The 24,055-nt window shown below is 70.2% G+C and carries 23 protein-coding genes; 10 read left to right on the top strand and 13 right to left on the bottom strand.

The features are described 5' to 3' along the window. Positions 1-3 precede the first annotated feature (3 nt). Both trhA and DK389_RS20815 read right to left on the bottom strand, forming a co-directional pair. Positions 4-687 carry a PAQR family membrane homeostasis protein TrhA gene (gene trhA / locus DK389_RS20820; protein WP_109896670.1) on the bottom strand — a complete coding sequence of 228 codons (684 nt, stop codon included), beginning with the start codon at positions 685-687 and terminating at the stop codon, positions 4-6. A gap of 234 nt (positions 688-921) precedes the next feature. Beyond that, complete coding sequence (locus DK389_RS20815; RefSeq protein ID WP_109892430.1) at positions 922-2,034, bottom strand: COX15/CtaA family protein; 1,113 nt, start codon at positions 2,032-2,034, stop codon at positions 922-924. Positions 2,035-2,325: 291 nt separating this feature from the next. Between DK389_RS20815 and DK389_RS20810 the strand changes: the two genes are divergently transcribed. Continuing rightward, positions 2,326-2,532, top strand: a complete 207-nt coding sequence (locus DK389_RS20810) for a DUF2842 domain-containing protein (protein ID WP_109892428.1) — start codon at positions 2,326-2,328, stop codon at positions 2,530-2,532. A 103-nt stretch (positions 2,533-2,635) separates the two neighbouring features. Next, positions 2,636-3,004: a hypothetical protein gene (locus tag DK389_RS20805; RefSeq protein ID WP_109892426.1), complete on the top strand. Its 369-nt coding sequence runs from the start codon at positions 2,636-2,638 to the stop codon at positions 3,002-3,004. Positions 3,005-3,010: 6 nt separating this feature from the next. Here DK389_RS20805 and DK389_RS20800 read toward each other — a convergent pair whose 3' ends face one another. Further along, a complete protein-coding gene (locus tag DK389_RS20800; protein WP_109892424.1) occupies positions 3,011-4,072 on the bottom strand; it encodes a polysaccharide deacetylase family protein in 1,062 nt (353 codons plus the stop codon). Positions 4,073-4,248: 176 nt separating this feature from the next. Between DK389_RS20800 and DK389_RS20795 the strand changes: the two genes are divergently transcribed. Next, positions 4,249-5,454: a GNAT family N-acetyltransferase gene (locus DK389_RS20795; RefSeq protein ID WP_109892422.1), complete on the top strand. Its 1,206-nt coding sequence runs from the start codon at positions 4,249-4,251 to the stop codon at positions 5,452-5,454. A 9-nt stretch (positions 5,455-5,463) separates the two neighbouring features. Here the strand turns inward: DK389_RS20795 and DK389_RS20790 are convergent, their stop codons facing one another. Continuing rightward, on the bottom strand, positions 5,464-7,722 hold the full coding sequence (locus tag DK389_RS20790) for a GumC family protein (RefSeq protein WP_418291957.1): 2,259 nt from the start codon (positions 7,720-7,722) through the stop codon (positions 5,464-5,466). 172 nt (positions 7,723-7,894) lie between these two features. Here DK389_RS20790 and DK389_RS20785 point away from each other — a divergent pair, with 172 nt between their 5' ends. The 3 genes from DK389_RS20785 (at position 7,895) to DK389_RS20775 (ending at position 11,619) form a co-directional block, all read left to right on the top strand. Further along, positions 7,895-8,467 (top strand): polysaccharide biosynthesis/export family protein, encoded by a 573-nt coding sequence (locus DK389_RS20785; RefSeq protein WP_109892420.1) that lies wholly within the window; start codon positions 7,895-7,897, stop codon positions 8,465-8,467. A gap of 308 nt (positions 8,468-8,775) precedes the next feature. Further along, the gene (locus DK389_RS20780) at positions 8,776-10,011 is read left to right on the top strand and encodes a glycosyltransferase family 4 protein (protein ID WP_109892418.1); all 1,236 of its coding nucleotides are present in this window, start codon (positions 8,776-8,778) and stop codon (positions 10,009-10,011) included. A gap of 81 nt (positions 10,012-10,092) precedes the next feature. Further along, positions 10,093-11,619, top strand: coding sequence for an undecaprenyl-phosphate glucose phosphotransferase (locus DK389_RS20775; RefSeq protein WP_109892416.1), 1,527 nt, complete (start codon positions 10,093-10,095; stop codon positions 11,617-11,619). A gap of 66 nt (positions 11,620-11,685) precedes the next feature. On the opposite strand, the gene DK389_RS20770 is transcribed toward DK389_RS20775, so the two are convergent. From DK389_RS20770 to DK389_RS20730, 9 genes are all read right to left on the bottom strand, one after another. Continuing rightward, positions 11,686-12,057 carry a hypothetical protein gene (locus DK389_RS20770; protein ID WP_109892414.1) on the bottom strand — a complete coding sequence of 124 codons (372 nt, stop codon included), beginning with the start codon at positions 12,055-12,057 and terminating at the stop codon, positions 11,686-11,688. A 151-nt stretch (positions 12,058-12,208) separates the two neighbouring features. After that, complete coding sequence (locus tag DK389_RS20765; protein WP_418292070.1) at positions 12,209-14,629, bottom strand: TonB-dependent receptor; 2,421 nt, start codon at positions 14,627-14,629, stop codon at positions 12,209-12,211. A 360-nt stretch (positions 14,630-14,989) separates the two neighbouring features. Next, positions 14,990-15,622, bottom strand: coding sequence for a hypothetical protein (locus DK389_RS20760; RefSeq protein WP_109892410.1), 633 nt, complete (start codon positions 15,620-15,622; stop codon positions 14,990-14,992). Then, positions 15,619-16,512: an ABC transporter permease gene (locus tag DK389_RS20755; protein ID WP_109892408.1), complete on the bottom strand. Its 894-nt coding sequence runs from the start codon at positions 16,510-16,512 to the stop codon at positions 15,619-15,621. Before DK389_RS20755 ends, DK389_RS20760 begins: the two co-directional genes overlap by 4 nt. Then, a complete protein-coding gene (locus DK389_RS20750; protein ID WP_109892406.1) occupies positions 16,509-17,273 on the bottom strand; it encodes an ABC transporter ATP-binding protein in 765 nt (254 codons plus the stop codon). Before DK389_RS20750 ends, DK389_RS20755 begins: the two co-directional genes overlap by 4 nt. Beyond that, entirely contained in the window at positions 17,270-17,512 is a 243-nt protein-coding gene (locus tag DK389_RS20745) for a hypothetical protein (protein WP_109892404.1), read from the bottom strand. Before DK389_RS20745 ends, DK389_RS20750 begins: the two co-directional genes overlap by 4 nt. 9 nt (positions 17,513-17,521) lie before the next feature. Continuing rightward, entirely contained in the window at positions 17,522-17,956 is a 435-nt protein-coding gene (locus DK389_RS20740; RefSeq protein ID WP_109892402.1) for a cupredoxin domain-containing protein, read from the bottom strand. Between the two features lie 68 nt (positions 17,957-18,024). Further along, the gene (locus DK389_RS20735) at positions 18,025-19,011 is read right to left on the bottom strand and encodes a YVTN family beta-propeller repeat protein (protein ID WP_109892400.1); all 987 of its coding nucleotides are present in this window, start codon (positions 19,009-19,011) and stop codon (positions 18,025-18,027) included. A 135-nt stretch (positions 19,012-19,146) separates the two neighbouring features. Then, positions 19,147-20,373 (bottom strand): ABC transporter substrate-binding protein, encoded by a 1,227-nt coding sequence (locus DK389_RS20730; RefSeq protein WP_109892398.1) that lies wholly within the window; start codon positions 20,371-20,373, stop codon positions 19,147-19,149. Positions 20,374-20,606: 233 nt separating this feature from the next. Between DK389_RS20730 and DK389_RS20725 the strand changes: the two genes are divergently transcribed. From DK389_RS20725 to DK389_RS20710, 4 genes are read left to right on the top strand one after another with little or no spacing between them, the layout of a single operon-like run. Further along, entirely contained in the window at positions 20,607-21,128 is a 522-nt protein-coding gene (locus DK389_RS20725) for a DUF3280 domain-containing protein (RefSeq protein ID WP_109892396.1), read from the top strand. An 8-nt stretch (positions 21,129-21,136) separates the two neighbouring features. Further along, positions 21,137-21,883, top strand: a complete 747-nt coding sequence (locus DK389_RS20720) for a (5-formylfuran-3-yl)methyl phosphate synthase (protein WP_236960199.1) — start codon at positions 21,137-21,139, stop codon at positions 21,881-21,883. After that, a complete protein-coding gene (locus DK389_RS20715; RefSeq protein ID WP_109892394.1) occupies positions 21,880-22,464 on the top strand; it encodes an amino acid kinase family protein in 585 nt (194 codons plus the stop codon). The genes DK389_RS20720 and DK389_RS20715 overlap by 4 nt, the downstream gene beginning before the upstream one ends. Further along, positions 22,461-24,053 carry a DUF6513 domain-containing protein gene (locus DK389_RS20710; protein WP_109892392.1) on the top strand — a complete coding sequence of 531 codons (1,593 nt, stop codon included), beginning with the start codon at positions 22,461-22,463 and terminating at the stop codon, positions 24,051-24,053. The genes DK389_RS20715 and DK389_RS20710 overlap by 4 nt, the downstream gene beginning before the upstream one ends. Positions 24,054-24,055 lie beyond the last annotated feature (2 nt).

Genomic DNA, 24,055 nt, shown 5'->3' with positions numbered 1-24,055 from the left:
CTGTCAGGCTGCCGTCGCGCCGGACAGGCTCGCCCACACCGTCCCATAATGGCAGGCCGTGGCGACGAGCACGAAGCCGTGCCAGATCGCGTTCTGGAAGGGCAGGCTCCGCCAGACGTGGAAGACGACGCCGAAGGAGTAGAGCAGGCCGCCTACCGCCAGGAGCCAGAGCGCGGTGGGCTGCAGGGCCGCGATGACGGATTCGTAGGCGAGAAGGCCGCTCCAGCCGAGCATCAGGTAGAGGGCGATCGAGAGACGGTCGAAACGGCCGGGCAGGAACAGCTTCACCGCGATGCCGATGCCGGCCACGACCCAGATGAAGGCGAGGAGCCCGTAGGCCGTCGGGCCCGTGCCGACGAGAGTGACAAGCGGCGTGTAGGTTCCGGCGATCATCAGGTAGATCAGGGCGTGATCGGCGCGTCGCAATAGCCACTTGCGCGGATGAACCGGGTGCAGGTTGTAGATCGCCGAGACGGCCAGCATCGAGACGAGGACGGTGGCGTAGACGACGATGGCGGCGCGTGCGCCCCAGCCGAGATGGGCCATCGTAGCCGTGACCACGAGAGCGACGGCACCGGCAAGACCGAGCGCCACGCCGAGACAATGGATCACCCCATCGGCCATGATCTCGCGACGGGTATAGCTCCAAGTCAGCCCAACGGGTCGTCCATCTTCCGCCAGGAACATCTCTGCCTCCAGCACCACGTCGAGCTTAAGCTTTTTCTCGGCAAGTCGTTCCGTGGACAAACTACCGAGGCGCGGTTACTCCCAGCTATTTCCACCCACATAGTGAAGATTGGTGCGATGCAAGACGTTTCGCCGCAGGGCGAAGACGTGCCGCACCTGTAGAGTGCGACGGCGATGCGGTGCCCGTCCGCCCTCCGACTCGGTTTGCTCTCGTGAGCATTGGCAACCGTCGCGTCACGCCCGGGTGGCGGCCATCGCTTCGTAGCCGAAGGGGACGCTCGCCGGGCCGAGACGTGAGGATGCAGGCAGCGTGCCGCGGCTGAGGCGGGCATGGACCACCGCCATGACGAGCACCGCCATCGCCGAGACCTGATGAGCGAGCGCGGCCCAGAGAGGCACGGCGAGCAGCAGCGCCGTGATGCCGAGTGTGGCCTGGGCGAGGGTGAGCGCGGCGATGCCGGTCGCACGCCGGGCCAGGGCCTTGCCGCCGGACAGGCGCGCATCGACCGCGTGGACGAGCGCCACCGCGACGATGAGGTAGGCGGTCAGGCGGTGGTTGAATTGGACCAGGGTGACGTTGTCGACGAAGTTCTCGATCCAGGGCTTGACCACGAACAGCCCCGATACGGCCGGCACCCACTCGCCGTTCATGGTGGGCCAGGTGTTGTAGACGAGCCCGGCATGGGAGCCCGCCACGAGGCCACCGAGGAAGATCTGCATCAGCACAAGGATCGGGAGGGCGTAGGCGGTGCGCCGCAGCCGTGCCTTGGCCGGCGGGATCGACGCCCCCCGTAGGCCGGTCGCGAGCCAGACGAGGCCCGCGAGGATGAGGCTCGCGGTGGTCAGGTGCAGGGCGAGCTTGAGGGGGGCGACCGCCGTCATGCCGGGCTGCAGGCCAGAGGCGACCATGATCCAGCCTATCGCGCCCTGGAGCCCGCCGAGGACGCCGAGCCCGAGCAGGGCGAGGCCGAGGCGGCCGCCGAGGCTCCCGCGCAGCCAGAACCAGATGAGGGGCAGGAAGAAGGCGAGGCCGATGAGGCGCCCCAGCATCCGGTGCCCCCATTCCCAGGCATAGAGAACCTTGAAATCGGCAAGCCCCAGACCCTGGTTGAGAATCCGGTATTGCGGCGTGTCCTTGTACTTGTCGAATTCCGCCGCCCAGGCCTCGGCCGAGAGGGGCGGGACGGCTCCGGTGACCGGACGCCACTCCGTAATCGAGAGGCCGGAGCCGGTGAGCCGGGTCGCGCCGCCCACCGCCACCATCGCCACCACGAGGGCGGCGAGCAGATGGAGCCAGGTGCGCACGGCGCGGTTTGCCGGGGGAGTCGCGGTCGCGGCGGAGATCATCGTGTCGCTCGCTCGGGGCTTTGTCGGACGCCGCCCGTCGCGGGATGAACCGAAGGGAGCGGGCGCTGTCGGGGCAGGCTCTTACGGCAGCCTGCGCGGGCGGGGCAACGCCTGCCGGTGACGCAGAGCGCCCTCGCCGGGGATCCCGCCGATGCGGCGCCGAGCCGTGTTGCCATCGGATGGGGGGCGCAGTAGCCCTCGCGGCGTTCCCGGTGGGGCAGATGCAATCCCACCGGACTGCCCTGTCCGCTTCCGCCCGGCTGGGGAGAGACGATTGAGGAGACGATCCCGATGGCCCGCCGGACCCGCACGTTGATCGGAACGATCGTGATCCTGGCTTTCGTCATCATCTACGCGCCGCTCGCGATGGCGCTCGCCGACAGCCGCATCGCCGAGGCCCCCGCCCCTGTGCAGACCGTGCTCTACTGCCTGCTCGGCATCGCCTGGATCTTTCCCCTGATGCCCGTGATCCGCTGGATGGAGCGGCCGGATGCCTGACCGATCCCGTTGGACGGCGGAGCGCCCGCGATTTCGCCGCACTCGGGCGCCAGAAGCGGGGCATCAGTGTCTGCGAACCCCGATTCTGGTCCTTCCCCGCCCCATGCCCCGTGCTCTTCCGCGCCGCCTCGGCCTCGTCGGCTTCCTTCTCCTCGCGTGCACCCCGCTCGCGGCGCAAGAGACGCCCCGCTCGATCGGTGATTGCGAGCGGCTGAAGAACGATCTCGCCTACAACCAGTGCCTGTCGATATTCGGGCCCGCCGCCAAGAACATCGCGGGTGGTGACGGGGCGGCGTCATCGGCGCCGCCGGTGACGGCCGCCGCGATCCCGATGGCCGAGGATCCGACGCCGGAGGTCGGCCGCGGCCGTCGCGGGCGCTCGCGCTACGGGCGCCGGGGCCGTCAGGTCGCCGTCTTCACCGCCGGCGGCTCCGAGGAGACACGCAGCTACCGGCGCCGCCGCAGGCGCTGAGGCGCGTCAGGAGACGTCGAGGCGCCGGCCGCGATTCCAGGCGAGGAACGGCACGCCCGAGAGGAGGCCGTTCAGGGCGGCCCGCGATTGGTGACAGCCGTTGACCGAAACCCGCGGCAGGGCGTGCAGGTGGTCGGCATGCTGCGCGAACAGATGCCCCGGCCGCGTCGTCACCGCCGTGGCGAAACCGAGATCGCGCGCCAACGCGAAATCCCGCGGCCCCGCCGAAGTCCGGTCTCCCACCGGGTAGGAGAGATGGCGCACGGGGCGCGCGAGTGCCGCTTCAATGCGGGCGCGGCCTTCCGCGATCTCGGCGCCGGCGACGTCCCTGTCGTGCTTGGCGAGCATCGGGTGCGAGCGCGTATGCGCCCCGATCGTCACGGCGGGGGCGCGGGACAGATCCCGCAATTCGCTCCAGTCGAGGCAGAGCTCCGCCGCGATGCTGCCGGCCCGGACGCCGGCCCGGTCGCAGAGATCCGCGACGACGCTCAGGAGCCGATCCTCCGACCCCGTTCGCAACGCCCGGTAGACCGCCTCGAATGCGGCTGTCTTCTCGGATGCGGTGCGGGCCGGAAGGTCGATGCCGGCCCCCTCCCCGCTCGCGACCCGGACCCGGTCGAGACGTCGGATTGCCCGCTCCAGTTCGAGCCACCAGAGCCGGCCCCGCTGGTCGGCGAAATCGCTTGTCACGAACAGCGTCCAGGGCGCGCGATGGCGGGCGAGCACCGGCGCCGCGTGGATCGCGTTGTCGCGGTAGCCATCGTCGAAGGTGAGGGCGGCGAAGGGCTTCTGGCCGGCCCGGGTCAGGCGCTCCGGCACCTCGTCGAGGGGAACGATGGAGAAACCCCGCTCGCGCAGAGCCGTCAGGGTCCGGTCGAGAAAGCCCGGCGTGATGCTGAGGAGGCGGTTCGGTGCGAAGGGACCGGGTGCATCGGGCGTGACGTGGTGAAAGGTCAGGATCAGACCACGCCCCCGGGCCGCCGGCTCCAGCCAGCGGTCGGCCGCGAGGCCGGAGACGACGCGGAATCCGGCCTCGAACAGGCGACGGCGATTGCGTGGAGAGAGCAAGGGAGGGCCTCCCGGCGCCGCTCGGGGCGGTTCCGTGACCTCTAACCCGAGGACCGACAAGGTTTCGTTACCCACACCAGCAGGTCACAGGCGCAGCGACACCCGGCCTTAGGACAGGGCCCCCTAAATGTACCCGATCTGGCGCCCACGGGCGGCGCTGCGGGAGAGTTCGGCCGATGTCGGTTCTCGTCCAGGACTGGTCCGGAGCATCCCTGGTCGCAGAGGGCGTGCAAGGAGCACACGGGGGCATGCGGGCGGAAGTCTGGTCCGATCTCGGTGCCGTCGAGGCGATCTGGCGGAAACTGGAGAGCGGTCCCGACTGCCTCGGCACGCCCTACCAGCGCTTCGACTGGGTGGCCGCCTTCCTGCGCAAGGGCGCCGCGGCGGGGCCGCTCCGCGTCGTCGTCCTGCGCGACGCGAGCGGGTGGCCGCGCCTCCTGATGCCGCTCGCCATTCGCCGAGAGCGAGGCGTGCGGGTCGCGCGCGTCGTCGGCGGCACCCACGCGAACTATCACCTGCCCCTCTTCGCGAGCCGGGAGGCGACCGCGATCCGGCACGAAGATCTCGTCGATCTCCTCGTGCGCGTCGCGCCGAAGGCCGGCATCGATCTCTACCTCCTGACGCACCAGCCGCGGACCTGGGACGGCGCCGTCAACCCGCTCGCGATCGGGGCGCGACCGGGCGCGAACGACGCCTACGGCCTGATGCTGGGGCCCGACTCCGAGGCAACCCTGCGGCGCGCCTTCAGCGCGGATGCCCGCAAGAAACTGCGTTCGAAGGAGAAGCGCCTGATCGAGGCGGTCGGCCCGCTTGACTATCGGCGGGCGGAGACGAGAGCCGAGATGGATTCCTACCTCGGCGCCTTCTTTGCCCATAAGGCCGCCCGCTTCGCGAGCCTCTGCATCGCGGATCCTTACGCCGACGAATCCATTCGGAGCTTCCTCGCCGCAGCGGCCGATCCGGGTGCGGGCACGCCCGCAATCGAGATCCACGCCCTGGTCGCCCGGGAGACCGGGCGGGTCCTCGCGACCTTCGGGGGCGCCGTGGATTGCGGCCGCTTCAGCGGCATGATGACGGCTTTCGACGGGGCGGCGGACGTCTCCCGCTTCAGCCCCGGCGATCTCCTGCTGCACCATCTCGTGCGCGATCAGGCAGAGCGCGGGCGCCGCGCCTTCGACCTCGGGGTGGGAAAAGCGCGCTACAAATCGAGCATCTGCGACGAGACGATCGAGCTCGCCGAGTTCGTCCTGCCGGTGAGCGCGCGGGGCCGCCTCTACGGCGTCGCGGCCGGCGCCGCCACCCGCCTGCGGGCGCGCATCAAGCGCGACCCGCGCCTCTGGGCTCTGGCTCAGCGCCTGCGGCGCCTGCGCCCCGCCACCTGACGGTCCGGCTCAAGCCGCCGAGAGGCGCAGCGGCATGTCATGGTCCAGCGCCTCGGCGGCGGTCGCGACCTTGTCCTGCGCGACCAGAACCTGGCCCGCACCCGCATCCTCCGCGATCCCGTACAGGGCGACGAGGTCAACATCGTCGGCCGATGCGTTCGAGGCGATGACGACGCTGTCCATCCGTCCGGCGACCTCCGCAAGGAGGGCCCGGGACGCCTCCCCGGGCCGGAAGCGCTGGCTGCACACGACCCAGTCGTAGGCCTCCGCCATCGCGTCGAGGGAGATGGCGAGTGCCTGCGGCTCTTCGAGCAGCACCTCGCCCTCGACGAATCCGTGGGCGACCCGGTGGAGACGAGAGCCCGGCACGGGCTGGATCACGTCCAGGAAGGCGGCGTCGCCGGCGACGAGATCGGTCAGTCCCGGCTCGTCCGGCCCGCTGGCCGGACCATCGAGATCGACCGCGAGAACCCGGGCGCCGCCGGCCAGGGTGTCCGCCAGGGTCTCGGCGAGCCCTTTCGGGGCACGCCGCCCCGAGCCGCGCATTGCGGTCTCGGTCTCGACGACGAGGATGGTACGGCCGCCCTCGCCCCGAGCCTGTGCACCGAGGCGGTCGATCAGGAGGCCGAGGTCGAACGGAGCGCCCGTTTCCGCGCGCGGGTGGGTCGGCTTGTCCGGGCCGCTCGCGGGCGCCGGTCCGACGGTCGCCTGCGCGAGCGGCGGCCAAGAGGCCGGCGGAGCGGCTTCGGGGAAGGTGAAGCGCGCGGGCTCCGGCCGGGTCGCTGCCGCCTCGCTCCCGTCGGACCGCCCCGCTTCCGCCGGAGGTGCGCCGCCCGGGTTGGCGAGCAGGCGCCGCGCGATCACCGCGCCCGCCGAGAACAGAAAGGCGAACAGCATTGCGAGTCCGACGATCGGCAGCTTCTTGGGGAAGGACGGTAGCTCCGGAACGACCGCCCGCGAGACGATGCGCACATCGGCCGGGCTCGCGCTCTCCGCATCGCGGGCCGCAGCCTCGCGGTAGCGGGAAAGATAGGATTCGAGCTGCTCGCGCTGGGCCTTGGCCTCACGCTCCAGTGCCCTCAGCTGAACCTCGCTCGAATTGCCCTTCACGACGACGTCCCGCTGTCCCTCGACCGTCGCCTGAAGGCTCTCGACGCGGGCCCCCGCGATCTTGGCGTCGTTCTCCAGCGTCCGCCCGATCCGCTCGGCCGCGGACTTGATCTGCCCGTCGAGGTCGGCGACCTGCGCGGTCAGCTCCTTGATGCGCGGATGAGCCGGGAGGAGCGTGCGCGACTCAAGGGCGAGTTGCGCTCGCAGGGTGATGCGGCTCTCGACGACGCGACGGATCAAGTCGTTGTTGGCGACATCCGGGATCTCGAAGGCGCGTCCGTCCTTGATCATCTCGCGGATGAGCTTCACGCGCCCATCAAGGTCCGCCTTGAGGGTGCGGGCGTGCGAGAGCTGGCTCGACAATTCGGCGAGTTGCTGCCCGCTCAGCGGCTGGCCGGCAATGCCGCCCGCCGCCACGAGCCCGTTCTTGGCCCGGAAGGCTTCGACCTTCGCCTCCGCTTCGGCCACCCGGCTGCGCAGGGTCTCGATGTTGCCGCCGAGCCAGGTCGAAGCGTAGCGGGCGGTGTCGACCTTCGCGGCCTCCAGCGAGGCGATGTAGAGTTCCGAGATGGTGTTGGCGCCCTGCGCTGCGAGCGCCGGATCCTTCGAGCGGAACTCGACACTGAGGATCCGCGACTTGCCGGCCGGATAGACGAGGAGCCGCTCGAAATAGGCGTCGAGCACCCGGTCCTCGGAGGGGCGCTCCAGCGGGTTCTGGGCGAGTCCGACGAGCATCAATGCGCGCTGCACCGGGCCGAGCCCATCGACGCTCGGGTCGAATTCCGGGTTGCCGACGAGCTTCAGCCGCCGGATCGCCTCGCGGGCGAGATCGCGCGACATCACGACTTGCGCCTGACTCGCCACTGCCTGCTCGTCGATGGGCTGGGGCTGGTCGGTCCGCTCCTGGGCCGTACGGGCGAAGCCGGCCTCGCGGCTCTCCAGGAGGAGCTTGGCCTCACCGGTGTAGCGGGGCGGCACGACCTGAACGAAGGCGACGGCCGCCGCTCCGGCAGCGATGGTCGGCAGGGCGATCCAGAGCCAGGACCGGCGCAGGACGCCACCGACCTGCGACAGGGCGAGCCCCTCCGGCGGCGGGCCGGCTTGCGCTGTGCGCCCGGCCTCGGGGACGGCACGGAGCGTGGAACGATCGGTACGCAAGGTCTTCGGTGTCCGCTGCACGGGATCGGATCAGGGCGCAGTAGAAACCGTTAAGATTGATCAGGGGTTAAGGCCGAAGCCGTCGTGGCTGCGTCCTTCCGGGACGTCAGCCTTCATTAACCATATCCGCCTACACCGTCGCCGTTGAGCACAATCACGGCGGCATGGGTCGATGAACCGGCGCGCACTCCTTCTAGCTCTCACTTCCAGCCTCGCGTTGGGCGGCTGCCTGCGCCCGGACTTCCGGACAGAGCAGCTCGATGCGACCGGCACGGGGTCTATCGGCGCGCGCTACACCCTGTCGGCGGGCGACCGTCTGCGCGTGATCGTGTTCGGCCAGGACAACCTCTCGAACATCTACGCGGTCGACGGCGCCGGCCGCATCGCCATGCCGCTGATCGGCACGGTAGCGATCGGCGGGCAGACGACCGCGGCGGCCGCGCGCACCATCGAGGGCAAGCTGGCGGCGGGCTTCGTGCGCGAACCCCACGTGACGGTCGAGGTCGACGCTTACAGGCCGTTCTACATCCTCGGCGAGGTGACGACCTCGGGCCAGTATCCCTACGTCAACGAAATGACGGTGGAGACGGCAGTGGCCATCGCGGCGGGCTTCGGACCACGCGCGGCCCGCGACTACGCCGTGCTGACCCGCGAAGGCCCGGGCGGCCTCGTCTCCGGTATCGTGCCGATGACCTATCCGGTGCGACCGGGCGACACGATCATGGTCAAGGAGCGCTTCTTCTGAGGCGGTCCGCGGCAGCGCTCGTGCCCGCCGGTCCGGAAGGCGTGCGTCCCAACGGGGGCGGGATGCGAATGCCGGACGCTCCCCGGCCGGTGCCGGACCGCCTCGACGCCGAGGCTCCCCCGGAGCCCGTGTGATCGACAGGTCCGCCTCGCCTTCGCCGGATCGGCGCAAACTGCGCCATTTCCTTATCCCGGCCCTAACCCTGCGCGCAGATCGTCGCCGCGTCGGATGTCCCGCCGCCGGATCCTTAACCCGCCGCGCAAGGGTCGAGTCCTAGCCTCCGAGCCGGTTCCGCGCCGTCCTCGGAGATGCCGTCCGTGCTCGCCCCCTCCGCCCCCCTGCTCCTGCCCGCCCAGCCGCACCGGATCCTGCACGTCTTCCGCGCCCCGGTCGGCGGGCTGTTCCGGCACGTCGTCGATCTCACCCGATTGCAGGCCGCTTCCGGGCATCAGGTCGGCATCGTCTGCGACGCGACGACCGGCGGCGCGCGGGCCGAGGCCGCCCTTGCCGACCTCGCCCCCTGTCTCGCGCTCGGGGTGACGCGGGTGCCGATGCGCCGCAACCCGCACCTCTCCGATGCCGCCGCGCTGCTGGCGGTGGCGCGGCGCGCCCGCGCGGTCGGCGCCGACGTGCTGCACGGACACGGCGCGAAGGGGGGCGCCTACGCCCGGCTCTGCCCCATCCCGGGTCAGGCTCCGGTCATCCGCGCCTACACGCCGCACGGCGGCAGCTATAATTATCGGCCCGGCACACCGATGCACCGGCTCTACATGGCGGCCGAGGGCGTGCTCGCGCGGCGCACCGACGTGTTCCTGTTCGAGAGCGAATACGTCGCGCAGCGCCACCGTGCCTATGTCGGCACCGCGGCGGGCCTCACCCGGATCGTCCACAACGGCATCGCGGCGTCCGAGTTCGCGCCCGTCGAGCCGGCCTCCGACCCCTTCGACCTCCTCTACGTTGGCGAGTTGCGGGACGCCAAGGGCCTGCCCGTCCTGTTGCAGGCGCTGGCGCGATTGCGTGCGGAGGGGCGGCCGGTGCGACTCCTTATGGTGGGATCGGGCCCGGACGCCGAGAGTCTCGCCGGACAGGTTCGCACCCTCGGACTCGCGGACGCCGTCGCCTTCGAGCCCGCTCAGCCCATCCGGCCGGTTCTCGCCCGCGGCCGCATCATGGTGGTGCCCTCCTTCGCCGAGTCGTTGCCCTATGTGGTTCTGGAGGCCGCGGCGGCGGCCCAGCCACTCGTCGCGACGAATGTCGGCGGCATCCCGGAGATCTTCGGCACGGCCGCGGACGATCTGGTGCCGCCCCGCGATGCATCGGCCCTCACGGCCGCGATCGCCCGCGTTCTCGACGAGGCGCCCGAGACCCGGCGCAGCCGCTTCGCCGCACTGAGCGCCTCCGTGCGTCTCCGCTTCTCCATGGAGCGGATGGGGGCCGACGTGCTCTCCGGCTACGCCGCCGCCTTCCGCGCCCGCCGCCTTGACGAGGCGGCATCGCGTGCGGGCGCGACGCCGGGCACGGTCCGCGTCCGATCTGGGCTTTAAGCTTTTCGAGATGCGGTTGTGCAACCCTAGGCTGGACCAAAGCACGGCCGCGACAGACGGCAGCCAGGGGCTGAGTGTCCGATGAGTGCCTTCGACGTCCGCGATCTCCTGAAGGTTGCCGGTCAGCCCGAGGTGGCGGCCGTGGCAGCGGGCGACATGCCTCACCGGCCGCCCGCGGAGGCGACCGCGCCCCAGTCCAAACCGATGATATCCCCGGTGGTGCTCGCCGGTTGCGTCAGGGCCGCGGAGTTCGTCCTGATCGCCAGCCTCGGTCTTGCCCTGCATCAGGCGATGCTGCGGGGGCTCGTGCCGCTCGGGATGCCCTATGGTGCCGCGATCCTGGCGGTCTCGGCCCTCGCGCTGGCCCTGTTCCAGGGGGCGGGCACCTACCGGATGGCGGCGTTCCGCGCCTTCTTCCCGGCCGCTCTCAAGCTGTCGGCGGGCTGGGCCCTCGCCTTCCTGCTCGTCGCCGCCGGCATGGTTCTCGCCAAGGTCGCCGACAACTATTCCCGGCTCTGGCTCGCCGCCTATTTCTCGGGTGGCCTCCTCCTCGTCCTCGCCGGCCGCTTCCTGCTCACGCAGGTCGTGAGCGCGCAGGTGCGCATGGGACGCTTCGACCGGCGCACCGCCATCGTCGGGGGTGGCCCCGTGGCCGTCGACCTTATCCGCGCGCTCGAGGCCCAGGGCGACACCGGCATTCGCATCGTCGGCGTGTTCGACGACCGCAACGACGACCGCTCCTCGGACGTCGTCGCGGGCTACCCGAAGCTCGGCACCGTGAGCGACCTCGTCGCCTATGCCCGCAACGCCCGCCTCGACCTGATCGTCTTCACCCTGCCGATCTCTGCCGAGGGGCGCATCCTGCAGATGCTCGCCAAGCTCTGGGTGCTGCCGATCGACATCCGGCTCTCGGCGCATGCCACGAAGCTGCGCCTGCGCCCCCGCTCCTACTCCTATATCGGCTCGGTGCCGGTGCTCGATGTGTTCGACAAGCCGATCGCGGACTGGGACGTGGTGGTCAAGGCGGCCTTCGACCGGGTCGTCGGGCTCGCCCTCCTCGTCCTTCTGGCGCCCGTGATGCTCGCGGTCGCGCTCGCCGTCCGGCTGACCTCGCCGGGGCCGGTCCTGTTCCGGCAGAAGCGGCACGGCTTCAACAACGAGCTGATCGAGGTCTTCAAGTTCCGCTCGATGTATGTCGACCAGTGCGATCTCGGTGCGGCCAAGCAAGTTACCCGGGGCGATCCGCGGGTGACGCCGGTCGGCCGCTTCATCCGCAAGACGAGCCTCGACGAGCTGCCCCAGCTCCTGAACGTGATCAGGGGCGACCTTTCGCTCGTCGGCCCCCGCCCGCACGCCCTCCAGGCGAAAGCCGCCAACACCCTCTACGATCAGGTCGTGGATGGCTATTTCGCCCGCCATCGGGTCAAGCCCGGCATCACCGGCTGGGCCCAGGTGAACGGATGGCGGGGCGAGACCGACACCAGCGAGAAACTTCAGCGCCGGGTCGAGCACGACCTCTATTACATCGAGAACTGGTCGGTCCTCCTAGACCTGCAGATCCTTCTGACGACGCCCTTCGCGCTGTTCAGGACGCAGAACGCGTACTGACGCGCGCACTCCCCGAAACGTGCGGGAGCGAGGCGCGGGAAGACAGCCTCCCGCGCCGCTGCCCACTTACGGAAGGGCGCCTGCCTTCTCCTTAGCCTTCATGATCGTGTCCCGGCACCCGTCCGCATTCCCGGCCTTCTCCTCGGTCTTGGCCTTCTGAACGAGGTCGCGGGCCTCCTTCACGCCGGAGGCGCTGGGCTGGACGCTCGGATCGCTTGGCTTGCCCGCGGGCGGCTGGGCGAGCGCCTTGTCCGAATGGGAGGAGGTCGGGCCGCCCGGGGGCTCCTTGCCGGTCACCTTCTCCGCGCCCGCGCTGTCGAGACGCCGTTCGAGCGTCGCGATCTCCTCGGCGCAGGGGGTGGCGAGGGCCGGCCCGGCGGCGAAGGTGGCGAGGGTCGAGGCCGCCAGCACGGCCGGAATCAGGGCGGATATCCGCATCAGACGCTTCTCCCGAATGTGGAACGGGCCGCCGGGATCGGCGGCCCGCCATCAGAGTGGGGAGAGAAGCGATGTCCGGAGGATCAGTTCCTCCCGCCGAGGTTGCAGACTTGCGCTCGGGCGTGCGGCGTCCGGGCGCAGGCGCGTGCCATCACCACGTGTAACGCAGGCCGCCATAGACCGACAGAGGCTGAACCAGGGTCGTGGTGCGCGGGTCGTTCAGGACGTACCGGTTGGCGAAGTTGTTGTCCCGCTCGAGGAAGGTGCCGAAATTGGCGTAGCGGTTGTTGAACAGGTTCGTGACGAGCAGGAAGATCTGCGCGTTGTCCGTGATCTGCACGCTCGAGTTGAGGTTGACCGTGTAATAGGCGGGCAGCTTGCGGTTGATGTTCGACTCGTCGCCGCGGAAGAAGGACGAGGAATAGGCGGCGAGGTTCGCGCCGAAGCGCCAGATCGGCGTGATCGCGTAGTCGAAGCCGATCTTGAACTGGTGCTCGGGGACGAGCGGCAGCTTGTTGCCGGGCCGGATGTCGATCGAGCCGTCGGGATTCGCGAGCGGGTTGTTCGGCGACGAGAGCGTTCCGGTGAACTGGAAGGTCGCGTCGATCAGCGCGTAATTGGCGTAGACGCTGAGGCCCGGCATCGCGTACTCGGCCTGCACTTCGATGCCCTGGCGCTGGGTGGCGGGCACGTTCACGAAGTAGCCGCGGGCGGCGTTGCCCGGCACGGCGAGCTGGAGGATGTCGTTCGAGAGGTCGGTGCGGAAGAAGCCGAGCTTGTAGTTGAAGATGCCGTCCTCGTAGAAGTTCGGCACCGTGCCGCGGAAGCCCGCCTCGTAGGTGCGGCCCACCACCTGCTCCAGCGGCGGGTCGGCGACCAGTGAGTTCGGCAGCAGGCAGGGGCGCTGCGGGTTGGCGCAGGCGAGCTCCAACGGGGTCGGCGCGCGGTTCGATTCCGAGTAGCCGCCGTAGAGGGTCATCCACGGGAAGAACCGGTAGGTCAGGCCCGCCACCGGGTTGATCCGGTTGAAGTAATGCGTGCCGTTGACGTCCGGCGAGAAGCCGGTGAGGTCCGTCGTCGAGATGCGGGCGAAGTTGAGCCGCGCGCCCGCCGTGACCGAGAGGGCGTCGGTCACGTCGAACGTGTCGAGGGCGTAGAGGCCCATATAGAGGTTGGAGCCGGTGACCGAGCTCGGCGCGATGCCGAGTGCCGCCGCGGTGCGCAGCTGCTGCGTGCCGACGCCGGGCACGAACCCGTAGGTCGGGTTGTTCGGGTTCGTGGTGACGGACAGGTCCGGGTTGATGATGCCGAGCGTGCTCTGCGACTTGAACCCGTAATCCGCGACATCGATGCTGCCGCCGACGATGAAGGTGTTCGTGTGGTCGAAGATCCGGTCGCGGTTCGTCGCCTGCAGGGTGCCGCCCCAGCCGAGCGCCTCCGTGCGCACCGTGTCGAGGGTGCCGTAGGGCACGCCCGGCGTGAAGGGGATGCGCGGCGTGTTCCGCCCCTGCAGGAGGAACTGGTTCCGGAACGCGAGTTCCGATTGTCCCGGTGCACGGATGAAGCCGTCATCCTCGGCGCAGAGCGAGCCGCGGAAGGACGATTGCCGGCTGCAATTCTCGAACTCGGCGTCGTTGCCGTCGATCACGAACTGGCTGAAGCGGCGGACATAGGCGTTGCCGGCCAGATCCCAGGTCGGCGAGATGTTGACCTTTCCGTTGACCTGGATCTGACCCATCTCGGTCGCGATCGATTGCGGATAGGTGAAGATCGCGCGCTCGTCGACGCGGGTGAAGTCGACCGGGGCGGCGGCCGCCGCGCCGAAGAAGGTTTTGGCGCCCGAGGCGACGATGTGGAACTCGGAATCGAGGGTGCGGTAGCCGAGGTCGGCGTAGACGCGGCCGATCTCGGAGGGCGATTGGAAGCGCCAGCCCCGGTCGCGAAGGCCCTCGCCCGCGAAGTAGAAGCTCCAGGGGCCGATGACTTCGCCGTATTGCAGCGTGCCGGCGATACGCCCGTCCGAGCCGCCGAAGACCGTGACCTCCTTACCCTGCCAGGTGAAGCCGTTCTTCATCTCGATGTTGACGGCGCCGCCGAGGGCGTTGAGGCCGAAGATCGGGTTGCCGGTGACGATGTCGATCCGGTTGATCGCGACGGAGGGGATCAGGTCCCAGTTCACCACGTCGCCGAAGGCCTCGTTGATGCGCACACCGTTCTGGTAGACGGCGAGGCCCTGCGGGGCGCCCTGCAGCGGCGAGGCATCGAAGCCGCGGTAGGTCAGCGTCTGCCGGAAGCTGTTGCCCTGGCCGTCGGAGAGGTTCACTCCGGCGGTGCGACGGGCCAGGGTGAAGGTGGGATCGAGGGTGGCGCGATCCTGGGCGATCTCGGCCGCGGTCACGGTCTCGACCGTGAAGGGCACCTTGGAGACCGGCTGGCGCCCGAGGCCGGAGACCCCGCTCGCGCCGCCGGAATTGCCGATGCCGCCGACCGGCGTCGTCGCCACAACGTCGAGCTCCGGCAGGGTGACCGCCTGAGTGCCGCCCTGCTGTGCCTGCGCGAGGCACGGCAGCATGGCCACCGATGCGATCAGGCTGCCGCGAAGCGCCCGCATACCCATTTCCCCAACCCCATGAAATTCGAGACGCGGCCCCATTCGACGGGGCTCTCCCTCCCTTCATGAGGGGCATCGGGGATCCGGACAATCGGGGCCGCCACGCTTTCGACGCGAAATCGGCGCACCGGCCCCGTCGGCAGCGCCTCGTGGCGTCGATGCAACAGATTTCTTCTACAATTTCAGCGTGTTAGGGTACTTCCGGCAAGCAAGTTCGGGATGAAGTGGCAAGGCCTCTTTCGGTCGCACTTTGGGCGAGGCTGCGCGACGTTGGGAAGGTCCCGGCGCCGATGCAACCTTCAGTTTCGTCGATGGCGAATTTCAGAGCCGGGCCTGGATCTTGCGCGCGATCTCGCCGAGCCGTTGCTCCAAGAGCGTGGGCACCTCGCAGACATAGGTCAGCGACTGGCTGCGTTCCTGGAAGATGCGCCGGTCCCAGGCGAATTTCGTCTCGATCTCCGACTGGTCCTTGGGGATATCGCGAGCGTCCTGGGCGCTCGGCGCATCCTTGGTCTGGCTGATCTGGTCGGCCTCCTGGCGGATGCGCTCGGCCATCCGGCGCTGCCCCTGGGCGTAGCGGGTGATGCCGCTCATCACGCGCGAGCGCTCGCCGTTGATCACTTCGAACACGCCCGCGAAGACGTGGGTCAAGTGCTTCGCCTTCTCGGGGTCCTTTGCCTCGTCGAGCTTCGCCACGTAGGCGTCGAGGAGGCTATCGACCTCGGTCACGTCGGTGCGGCGCGAGGCCAACTTCTGGGCAAGCGCCGCCGCCTCGAAATCGTCGCCCCAGGGTCCGGCCGCCTCGAGGTCGGGGCCGTTCCAGACCGTGCCGGCGCTCAAGCTCGGCACCTTGCGCTGCACGCAAGGCCAGTCCGGGTCGGGCTTCGGGTGGGCGAGCGCCGTGCCGGCGAGGAGGCCGAGTGCGGCCAGGGCGAGCGAGGTCTGTCGGATCATGAATTGTCTCCGGCCGGACCACCGCGCCGGGCCATGATGCCGCGGCCGGGGTCGTAGGCGATCACGGCGAGGGTGAAGAAGGCGAGCGTGGTGCCCAGGACGACGGCGCAGGCGAGCGGCTCGAACTGCCCGTAGAGGGCGAAGCGCACGAGCTGCACCGCGTGCGTGAACGGGTTGCACTCGCAGATCCAGTAGAGGGTCTCCGAGGATTCCCGGATACGCCAGAGCGGATAGAGGGCCGATGACGCGAAGAACATCGGGAAGATCACGAAGTTCATGACGCTGGCGAAGTTCTCCAGCTGCCGCACCATCGAGGAGAGGAGCAGCCCGATCGCGCCGAGCATCAGCCCCGAGGCGACGAAGGCGGGCAGAGCCGCGAGGTAGCCCATCGGCGGGATGTCGGTCTCCCAGAACCAGGCGACGGCCAGGAAGGCGTAAGCCTGCACGACCGAGACGGTGACGCCGGCGATCAGCTTGGCGAGCAGCAGCGTCCAGCGCGGGTAGGGACTCGTCAGCAGAACCTTCATGGAGCCGACCTCGCGGTCGTAGACCATGGAAAGCGACGATTGCATGCCGTTGAAGAGCTGGATCATCACGGCGAGTCCGGGCACCACGTAGACCTCGTAGAGCACGTAGGTCTGGTAGGGCGGTTCGATCGAGACGCCCAGCGTGTTGCGGAAGCCCGCCGCGAAGATGAACAGCCAGACGAGCGGGCGCACCAGCGCCGAGAAGAACCGTTCCTTCTGATTGAAGAATCGCAGCAATTCCCGGCGGACGATGCCACCGAGGCAGGTCAGGTAGCCGACGGCGTCGAGGCGGCCGTGATGGGAAGCGGCTTGCGTCCGCGCTGGCGCGGCGGGGCCTGCGGCGGTGTGGGTCTGCGTACTCATGCGGCCTGCCAGGCTCCGTCCTTCGTGTCGGCGACGAGGCGGCGAAAGGCGGTCTCCAGGCTCTCGCCCTCGGTGCCGATGCTGCCCGCCTGACCGCGGGCGACGATGCGGCCCCGGTGCAGCACCACGGCGTCGTCGCCCGGCTCGATCTCCTCGAAGATGTGCGTGGCCCAGAGCACGGAGAGCCCCTCCTCCCGCACCAGCGCCCGCACGATGGCGACGATGTCGGCCCGCGACTCGAGGTCGAGCCCCACGGTCGGTTCGTCGAGCAGCAGCAGGCTCGGCCCGTGCACGAGCGAGCGGGCGATCTCGATGCGCCGCGACTGGCCGCCCGAGAGCGTGCGCACCTTGTCGTCGCGCCTGTCGGCGAGGCCGACCCGGTCGAGAAGCGTTGCGATCCGCGCCCGCGCGGCCTTGCGGCCGATCCCGTGCAGGCTCGCGTGGTAGTGGAGGTTCTGCGCCACCGTCAGGTCGGTGTCGAGGGTGCGGGCCTGGAACACCACGCCGAGGCGGGCGAGCGCCCGCGAGGGCTCCCGGTCGAGCCCGTGCCCGAAGATCGCGACCCGCCCGTCCTGGTTGTTGTAGAGGCGGGTGATCACCGAGAAGAGCGTCGTCTTGCCCGCGCCGTTCGGCCCGAGCAGCGCCATGAAGCGGCCCCGCTCGACGCGGATCGAGACGTCGGAGAGGGCCGCCCGCGCTCCGAACCGGTGGCTCACATGCGCGACGTCGAGGGCCGCCTCCGCCTCGCGGCCCGCGGTCATTTCCCGAGGGCCCGTTTGGCGTCGGAGACGGCGTCGACGCACTCGTCGAACTCGCCTTCCCCCTGCTCGCGCTCGGCGACGCGCAGGGCCTTCTTGGCTTTGGAAGCGGCGGCCTCCGGCGGGTTCTGGGACAGCGCCGCCTTGATCGCGGCGATGCCCTCCGTGCAGGCGGTCTTGTCGTCGGCGAGGGCCGGCGCGGCGGCGAGGCAGGCCGCGAGGGCGAGTGCTGTGAGGCGCATGCGGGGCTCCTACTTCACCGAGATCGTGCCGGTCATGCCCTTCGACTCCAGACCGCGGGCCTCCCATTTGTACTCGCCCGGCTTGATAGCCACGAACTCGATGGCGATCTCGCCCGGATCGTCGAATTCCAGGTGGTCCGGCGGGCCGCCCCCGTGGATCTCCAGATGGTTGATGACGATCTGGTTGAGCCAGATGTACCGGAAGAACTCCGGCGCGTAGAATTTGTACTCCTGCCGGCCTTTGGCGACGATCCGCAGCCGGTAGGCCTTGCCGGCCTCCATCTCGATGTCCTTGTTCTCGACGACGAAGTCGTTGCCCTCCTCGTTGCCGAGCACGAGGTCGGGCAGGTTCTGGCGCTTCTTCGTGAGGTCGAGGGCGAGTGCCGGTCCCGCCGCGAGGAGACCCGCGAGGCCGAGCGCCGCGAGCCGGAATGTCCGCTTCATCCTGTGTGCTCCTCCCGTGCCGCCTCTTCGGGCGTCCTGCCACGTCGATGTCCTGGCCGAGGTCTCGGCTATTGCGGCGAAACCGCCACACCCCAGGGCAGCAGCCCGACGGGGATGCTCTTGACCACCTTGCCCGCCTCGACGTCGATCACCGAGACGTCGTTCGAGGTGCCGTTGGTGGAGAACAGGAGCTTCTGGTCTGGCGTGAAGGCGAGCTGCCAGACCCGCTGGCCGACCGGGAGGTACTTCTCGACCTCGTAGGTCTTGGCGTCGATCACCGCGACGCGGTTGGCCGGACCGAGAGCCACGAAGGCCTTCGCGCCGTCCTTGGTGATGCGGATGCCGACGGGCTGGATCGCCTCGTCGTTCACGCTCGGGATCTTGAAGCTGATCTTCTTCACGACGCGCCGCGTCGCCACGTCGATGACGCTGACCGTCCCGCCGACCTCCGCCGAGACCCAGAGGAACTTGCCGTCCGCTGTGAATTCGGCGAAGCGCGGGCGCGCGTCGACCAGCACGTTGTCGATCACCTGGAAGGTCTTGGTGTCGATGAAATGGGCCATGTTGGTGGTCTCGGAGGTGTTGACGAGCACCTTCCCGTCCGGAGACAGGCCCATTCCCTCCGGCTCCACGCCGACCGGCACCTCGGCCAGGATCTTGTTCTTCTCGATATCGAGGACCGTGACCTGGCTGTCGTCCTCGTTGGCGACGTAGAGGGGGTTCCCCTCCGGCGCGAGGATGAACTGCTCGGGGTCGGGGCCGGAGCGGAGCGAGCGCACCACCTTGCCGCTCGCGGTGTCGAGCACGTCGATCCGGTCGTCGTCGCTTGCACAGACGAAGAGTTCCTTGCCGTCCTTGCTCGTGGTCACGCCTCGCGGGCGGCGCCCGACCTTCCAGGTCCCGGTGACGGTGAGCGTGCTCGTGTCGATGACGCTGACCGAGTTGCCCTTCTCGTTCGTGACGTAGACCGTGTAGGCCTCTGCCGAACCCGAGGCTGCGAGCAGCCCGGCCGCGAGGGCCGCGACGCTCAACCCCGCCTTGACGCAGCGGCTCATAGGACCTCCTCCCCTGGCGCCCGCCATCTTCGGGCGAGCGATTGCGCGCGATAGTAGTGCGTTTCCCGCAGGTTGCGAGGCTCGGAGCCCGCGCGGGCCCGATCACGATTGCCGCAGGCCGGCGGGAATCCCCGCCTATCGGAACTTGCAGGCCGTCTCTGGCAGGTCGATGCCGAGCGTGTCCAGCGGCGTGCGCTGGTGCAGGTAGCCGGATTCCGGCGAGACCGAGACCACCGCCTTCGGCTGCACGACGATGAGCGGCTGGCGCAACTGGTGGTCCCAGGGGCGATAGCTCAGCGACACGCCCTTGTAGGCCGGCAGGCTGAAGGCCGGATCGGTGAGGAACGGGCCGATGGCGGCGGCATCGTTCGTCTTCTTCGCGGTCACCGCGTCCCCGACCGTGCGAACGGCCGCCCAGGCCTGATAGTCGAGGGGGCGCATCAGGCGCCCCGCGAGCCGACGGAACCGGTTCTGCGCCTGCGCGGCGCCCCAGGTCTCCAGCGTCGGATGCCAGGTCGTGGCGATCAGGCCCTGGGTGCCGCCGACGGGGCGCGGATCGACCGTCTTGTAGGGCACGTAATCGCCCCAGTCGTTCGCCTCGTCGGCCACGATCGCCATGTCGTAGTCGATGCCCCGGGTGAAGACCATCGCCTCGGCCCGGGTCGGCGTGTCGCCCCGCGCCCGGGCGAGCGGCCCGAAGGTCCACGGCTTCTCCGCTTGGATCTTGAGGGCGAACTTGCGGGCCGAGTTCTTCCAGGCCTCGGCATAGAGCCGGTCGGCCTCGTTCGGGCCGACGATCAGGAAGAGCTTGCGCCAGCGCATGAAGGTGAGGAACTGCGCGAGCGCGTCCGTCTGCATCGCCCGGCTCGGGACGACGTGGAAGACGTTCTGGCGGCATTCCGCACCGCGCAGGGCGTCGTCAGCGGCGGCCGCGTTAAAGACGACCGCGCCGTCCGCCTTCACGGCGTCCGAGACCGCCAGGACCTCGGCGGCGGGCAGCGTCAGGACGAGGTACTTCACGCCCTTGGCGACGAGGCCCTTCGCGGCCTCGACGGCGCTCGGCCCGCCCTCCGTGAGCGCGACCTCGTCGAGGGCGTAGGTCTGCTTGGTGAAGCGGCCGGTGGTGTTGTTGTCTTGGATCGCCATCCGGGCGCCGGCTACGCCCTCGTCCTCCGGGACGGCCTCGGCGTCGTAGGAGGCGGGGGAGGGCTGAGGCTGGTAGAGGATGCCGATGCGCGTCTCGAGCGCCTGCGGCTGGGCCGGCACCGCCGCCGGCTCCTGCGCGCGCGCCGGTCCGAGTGGCACCGGCCCCGCGAGCGACAGGGCGAGGACGGCGAGGAGAGAGCGGGAGGGAATGCGCATGCGGGCGGCACGCTAGCAATATTGTCCCCGCGCACTCAACGCCGGAAGCATAAGGGAAGCCTAAGGGCGCGAACGCCCGCGCCGCGAAGGGCGCCGGAGGGGGAGCGTCGAGCCGCTTGCATCCGCCCGTTGCCAAATCCTCCTCCCGCCCGAGGTGTAGGGCCGGGCGCGGCCAGTCGCGGCATCCGGCGCGCCTTTTCTCATCCCGGGCCGCCCGCACGAGACCGTCACGCATGTCCCGACGCGCCCCCGCCCTTCCCCTTTTGGTCCTGCCCCTCGTGCTCGCCGCCGCGCCGGCCTCGGCCGCCCCCGAGAAGGCCGCGATCTTCCCGGTCGAGCTGCTCGATCCCGGCGTCGTCGGCGGCCGTAAGCCGCGCCCCGACGAGATCCGCAAGCTCGCCCTCGTCACCGAGGAACTGCGCAAGGCGCTGCAGGCGAACGGGGCTGTGGAGCCCGTCGACGTCGCCCCGCAATCGGCCGAGATCGCCAAGCAGGCGCCCCTCTACAAATGCGAGGGCTGCGCGGCAGGCATTGCCAAGACGCTGGGTGCGGACCTCGCCGTGACCGGCTATGTGGAGAAGGGATCGAACCAGATCTTCAACCTGAACGTCGTCATCAGCGACGCGGCCACCGGCAAGGTCGTGCGCGGCGGGCAGGTGGTGATCCGGGCCGATACCGACGATACCTGGGCCCACGCCATGCGTTGGGTCGTTAAGAACCGGCTCCTCGCCGAGCCCCTGCCGAACCGGTCCTGAAGATCCTGTTGAGCCAACATCCGAAGCCCGCCGTGCCGAACCCGTCCGTTCCCTCCCCCGCCGCGCCGCGCCTCCTCGTCAGCGTCCGGGACGCGGCCGAGGCGGCTCTCGCGGCGGGCGCCGGGGCCGACCTCGTCGATGCGAAGGACCCGGAGCGGGGCGCCCTCGGGGCGCTCCCGGAGGCGAGCGTCGCTTCGATCCTCGCCGCCGTGCGGGGACGCGCCGCCACGAGCGCGGTGGCCGGCGAGCCCGAGGGCGCGGCGGATCTTGCGCGGCGCGTGGCAGCCTTTGCGGGCACGGCCGCCGACTTCCTCAAGGTGGCGGTGCCGCCGAACCTGAGGCGGAGCCCGACGGCGCTCGCCGCCGCTGCGGGCGCCGCTCCGGGGCGCCTCATCGCCGTGCTCTTCGCCGAGGACGGGGTCGGGCCGGAGGATCCGGCGGTATTGGCCGCCGCGGGCTTCGTCGGCGCGATGATCGACACGGCGGGGAAGGACGGGCGGCGCCTGCCCGACATCGTCGCGCCCGCCATCCTCTCGGCCTTCTGCGCCGGATGCCGGGCCGGGGGCCTCATGACCGGGCTCGCCGGCTCGCTCCGGGTCGAGGACATCGCCGGACTGGCGGTCCATCGGCCGGACTACCTCGGCTTCCGGGGCGGCCTCTGCCGCGGCGGGGACCGGCGGGGCGGGCTCGATCCCGTCCGCATCGACGCTGGCGTCGCGGCGCTCCGGGCACTTGGCCGACGGGACGCCGCGTGAGCGCGCCCGCCCTCAGCGTGGTCAAGCTCGGCGGGAGCCTGCTCGGCGACCGAGCGCGCCTGCGCGCCATCCTCGCGGGCCTGGCCCAGGGGGCGGAAGGGCCCTGCATCCTGGTGCCGGGGGGCGGACCTCACGCCGACGCGGTGCGGGCGGCGCAGGTCTCCGAGGGTTTCGACGACGCGCACGCCCACCGCCTCGCCCTCGCCGCGATGGGGCGCGTGAGCGATCATCTTCGCGACCTCGAGACGTTGATCGCGATCATCCGGAATCCGGCCGCGGCGGCGCGCCACGCCCGCGCCGGCGGGCTGCCCGTCTGGGATCCGGCGGATCTCGCATCCGGTCATCCGGACATCCCCGAATCCTGGTCCGTGACCTCGGACAGCCTCGCCCTCTGGCTGGCGACGGAGACCGGAGCCGAGCGCTGCCTCCTCCTGAAGGCCGCCCCCTGCCCGCCCGGCGCCGGGCCGGAGGAACTGGCCCGGCTCGGCCTCGTCGATGCCGCCTTCCCCGACTTCGCCGCGCGCTACGGCGGCCGCATCGTCGTGCGGGGCGCCGACATGCACCTGAAAGTTGCGGCGTGAGCACCTCCGAGCAAGGCGCCCGCGCCCCCGAGCACCTCGTCTTCGTGACGGGCAAGCTCGCCCGGGCGCGGCTGGAAAAGGTCGCGGCCGGCCTGCCCGCCGACCGCTTCGCCTGGACGATCGCCGATGCCGGGGTGAAGGTCGCCGCCTTGATGACGGAGGAGATCATCCGCCGCCGGGTCCGGATCCCGGACGGCGCCACCCGCATCCTCCTGCCCGGGCGCTGCCGGGCGAACCCGGAGGCGCTCGCTTCCCATTTCGGCGTGCCGGTGGAGCGGGGGCCCGACGAGATCGTGGACCTGCCGGCCCATCTCGGGCTCGCTGGGCGCACGGTCGACCTGTCGCGGCACGACCTGCGCATCTTCTCCGAGATCGTCGACGCCTCGAAGATGACGCCCAACGCGATCCTGGCCAAGGGCCTCGACCTCGCCCGCCGCGGCGCCGACGTGATCGACCTCGGCGGCCTGCCCGACACCGACTTCCCGCATCTCGAGGACAGCGTGCGCCTCCTGAAGGGGGCGGGGCTGAGGGTCAGCGTCGATTCCTTTTCCCTCGACGAGCTGCGGCGCGGCGCCGGGGCGGGGGCCGACTACCTCCTCAGCCTCAACGAGGAGAATCTCGACCTCGCCTTCGAGACCGACGCGGTGCCGGTCCTCGTGCCGATGCGGCCGGACGACATGCCCTCCCTCGACCGGGCGATCGAGCGGATGGAGCGCGCCGGCCGCCCCTACATGGCCGACCCGATCCTGGAGCCGATCCATTTCGGCTTCGTCGACTCGATTGCCCGCTACCGCGAGGTGCGAGCCCGTCATCCCGGCATCGAGATGATGATGGGCACCGGCAACCTGACGGAGCTCACGGAAGCCGACAGCCTCGGCGTCACGGCGCTCCTCCTCGGCATGTGCTCGGAACTCGCCATCCGCAACGTGCTGATCGTGCAGGTCTCGAACCACACCCGTCGCACGGTGGAGGAGCACGACGCGGCCCGGCGCGTCATGTACGCGGCCAAGGCCGATTCCGCCCTGCCGAAGGGCTACGGCCGGGCACTTCTGGCACTTCACGACAAGCGCCCCTTCGTGCAGACACCCGACGAGATCGCGACCCTCGCCGCCGAGGTACGCGACCCGAACTACCGGATCGCGGTCGCCGAGGACGGCATCCATGTCTACAACCGCGACGTCCACAAGGTCGGCACCGACGCGATGGCCTTCTTCCCGGACCTGAACGTGGAAAGCGACGGCGCCCACGCCTTCTACCTGGGCGCCGAGCTCGCCAAGGCCGAGACGGCCTTCCGGCTCGGCAAGCGCTACGTGCAGGACGAGCCCCTGCGCTGGGGCGCGGCCGCCGACGACGAGGCCGAGGACACCACCGCCTTCAAGAAGGCCGGCCACACCAAGCATTCGGGCCCCGGCGGTCCGCCGCCCGGCACGCGCGATGCCGCGAAGGTGCCGGCCGAGGCCGATGCCGCGCCGCCCGAGACGGTCGACGAGGGCGCGGCGCGGGCGGAAGCCGAGGGCCTGACCGAAACACCCGGTGACCGGCCGGCGCGGATCGTCTGCGGCAAGCTCGTGCCGGCGGACGAGGCCTGACC

The organism is Methylobacterium durans (genome assembly GCF_003173715.1).
GTDB lineage: Bacteria > Pseudomonadota > Alphaproteobacteria > Rhizobiales > Beijerinckiaceae > Methylobacterium > Methylobacterium durans.
This window is presented reverse-complemented; position numbering and strand designations above follow the sequence as displayed.

Bases quoted from the DNA above. Each gene is read 5' to 3' on its own strand.
- DK389_RS20815 (WP_109892430.1), bottom strand. From the start codon at position 2,034: ATGATCTCCGCCGCGACCGCGACTCCCCCGGCAAACCGCGCCGTGCGC.
- DK389_RS20810 (WP_109892428.1), top strand. From the start codon at position 2,326: ATGGCCCGCCGGACCCGCACGTTGATCGGAACGATCGTGATCCTGGCT.
- DK389_RS20805 (WP_109892426.1), top strand. From the start codon at position 2,636: ATGCCCCGTGCTCTTCCGCGCCGCCTCGGCCTCGTCGGCTTCCTTCTC.
- DK389_RS20740 (WP_109892402.1), bottom strand. From the start codon at position 17,956: ATGAAGCGGACATTCCGGCTCGCGGCGCTCGGCCTCGCGGGTCTCCTC.
- DK389_RS20730 (WP_109892398.1), bottom strand. From the start codon at position 20,373: ATGCGCATTCCCTCCCGCTCTCTCCTCGCCGTCCTCGCCCTGTCGCTC.
- DK389_RS20735 (WP_109892400.1), bottom strand. From the start codon at position 19,011: ATGAGCCGCTGCGTCAAGGCGGGGTTGAGCGTCGCGGCCCTCGCGGCC.
- DK389_RS20765 (WP_418292070.1), bottom strand. From the start codon at position 14,629: ATGCTGCCGTGCCTCGCGCAGGCACAGCAGGGCGGCACTCAGGCGGTC.
- DK389_RS20780 (WP_109892418.1), top strand. From the start codon at position 8,776: ATGCCGTCCGTGCTCGCCCCCTCCGCCCCCCTGCTCCTGCCCGCCCAG.
- DK389_RS20750 (WP_109892406.1), bottom strand. From the start codon at position 17,273: ATGACCGCGGGCCGCGAGGCGGAGGCGGCCCTCGACGTCGCGCATGTG.
- DK389_RS20755 (WP_109892408.1), bottom strand. From the start codon at position 16,512: ATGAGTACGCAGACCCACACCGCCGCAGGCCCCGCCGCGCCAGCGCGG.
- DK389_RS20760 (WP_109892410.1), bottom strand. From the start codon at position 15,622: ATGATCCGACAGACCTCGCTCGCCCTGGCCGCACTCGGCCTCCTCGCC.
- trhA (WP_109896670.1), bottom strand. From the start codon at position 687: ATGTTCCTGGCGGAAGATGGACGACCCGTTGGGCTGACTTGGAGCTAT.
- DK389_RS20770 (WP_109892414.1), bottom strand. From the start codon at position 12,057: ATGCGGATATCCGCCCTGATTCCGGCCGTGCTGGCGGCCTCGACCCTC.
- DK389_RS20785 (WP_109892420.1), top strand. From the start codon at position 7,895: ATGAACCGGCGCGCACTCCTTCTAGCTCTCACTTCCAGCCTCGCGTTG.
- DK389_RS20745 (WP_109892404.1), bottom strand. From the start codon at position 17,512: ATGCGCCTCACAGCACTCGCCCTCGCGGCCTGCCTCGCCGCCGCGCCG.
- DK389_RS20725 (WP_109892396.1), top strand. From the start codon at position 20,607: ATGTCCCGACGCGCCCCCGCCCTTCCCCTTTTGGTCCTGCCCCTCGTG.
- DK389_RS20795 (WP_109892422.1), top strand. From the start codon at position 4,249: ATGTCGGTTCTCGTCCAGGACTGGTCCGGAGCATCCCTGGTCGCAGAG.
- DK389_RS20775 (WP_109892416.1), top strand. From the start codon at position 10,093: ATGAGTGCCTTCGACGTCCGCGATCTCCTGAAGGTTGCCGGTCAGCCC.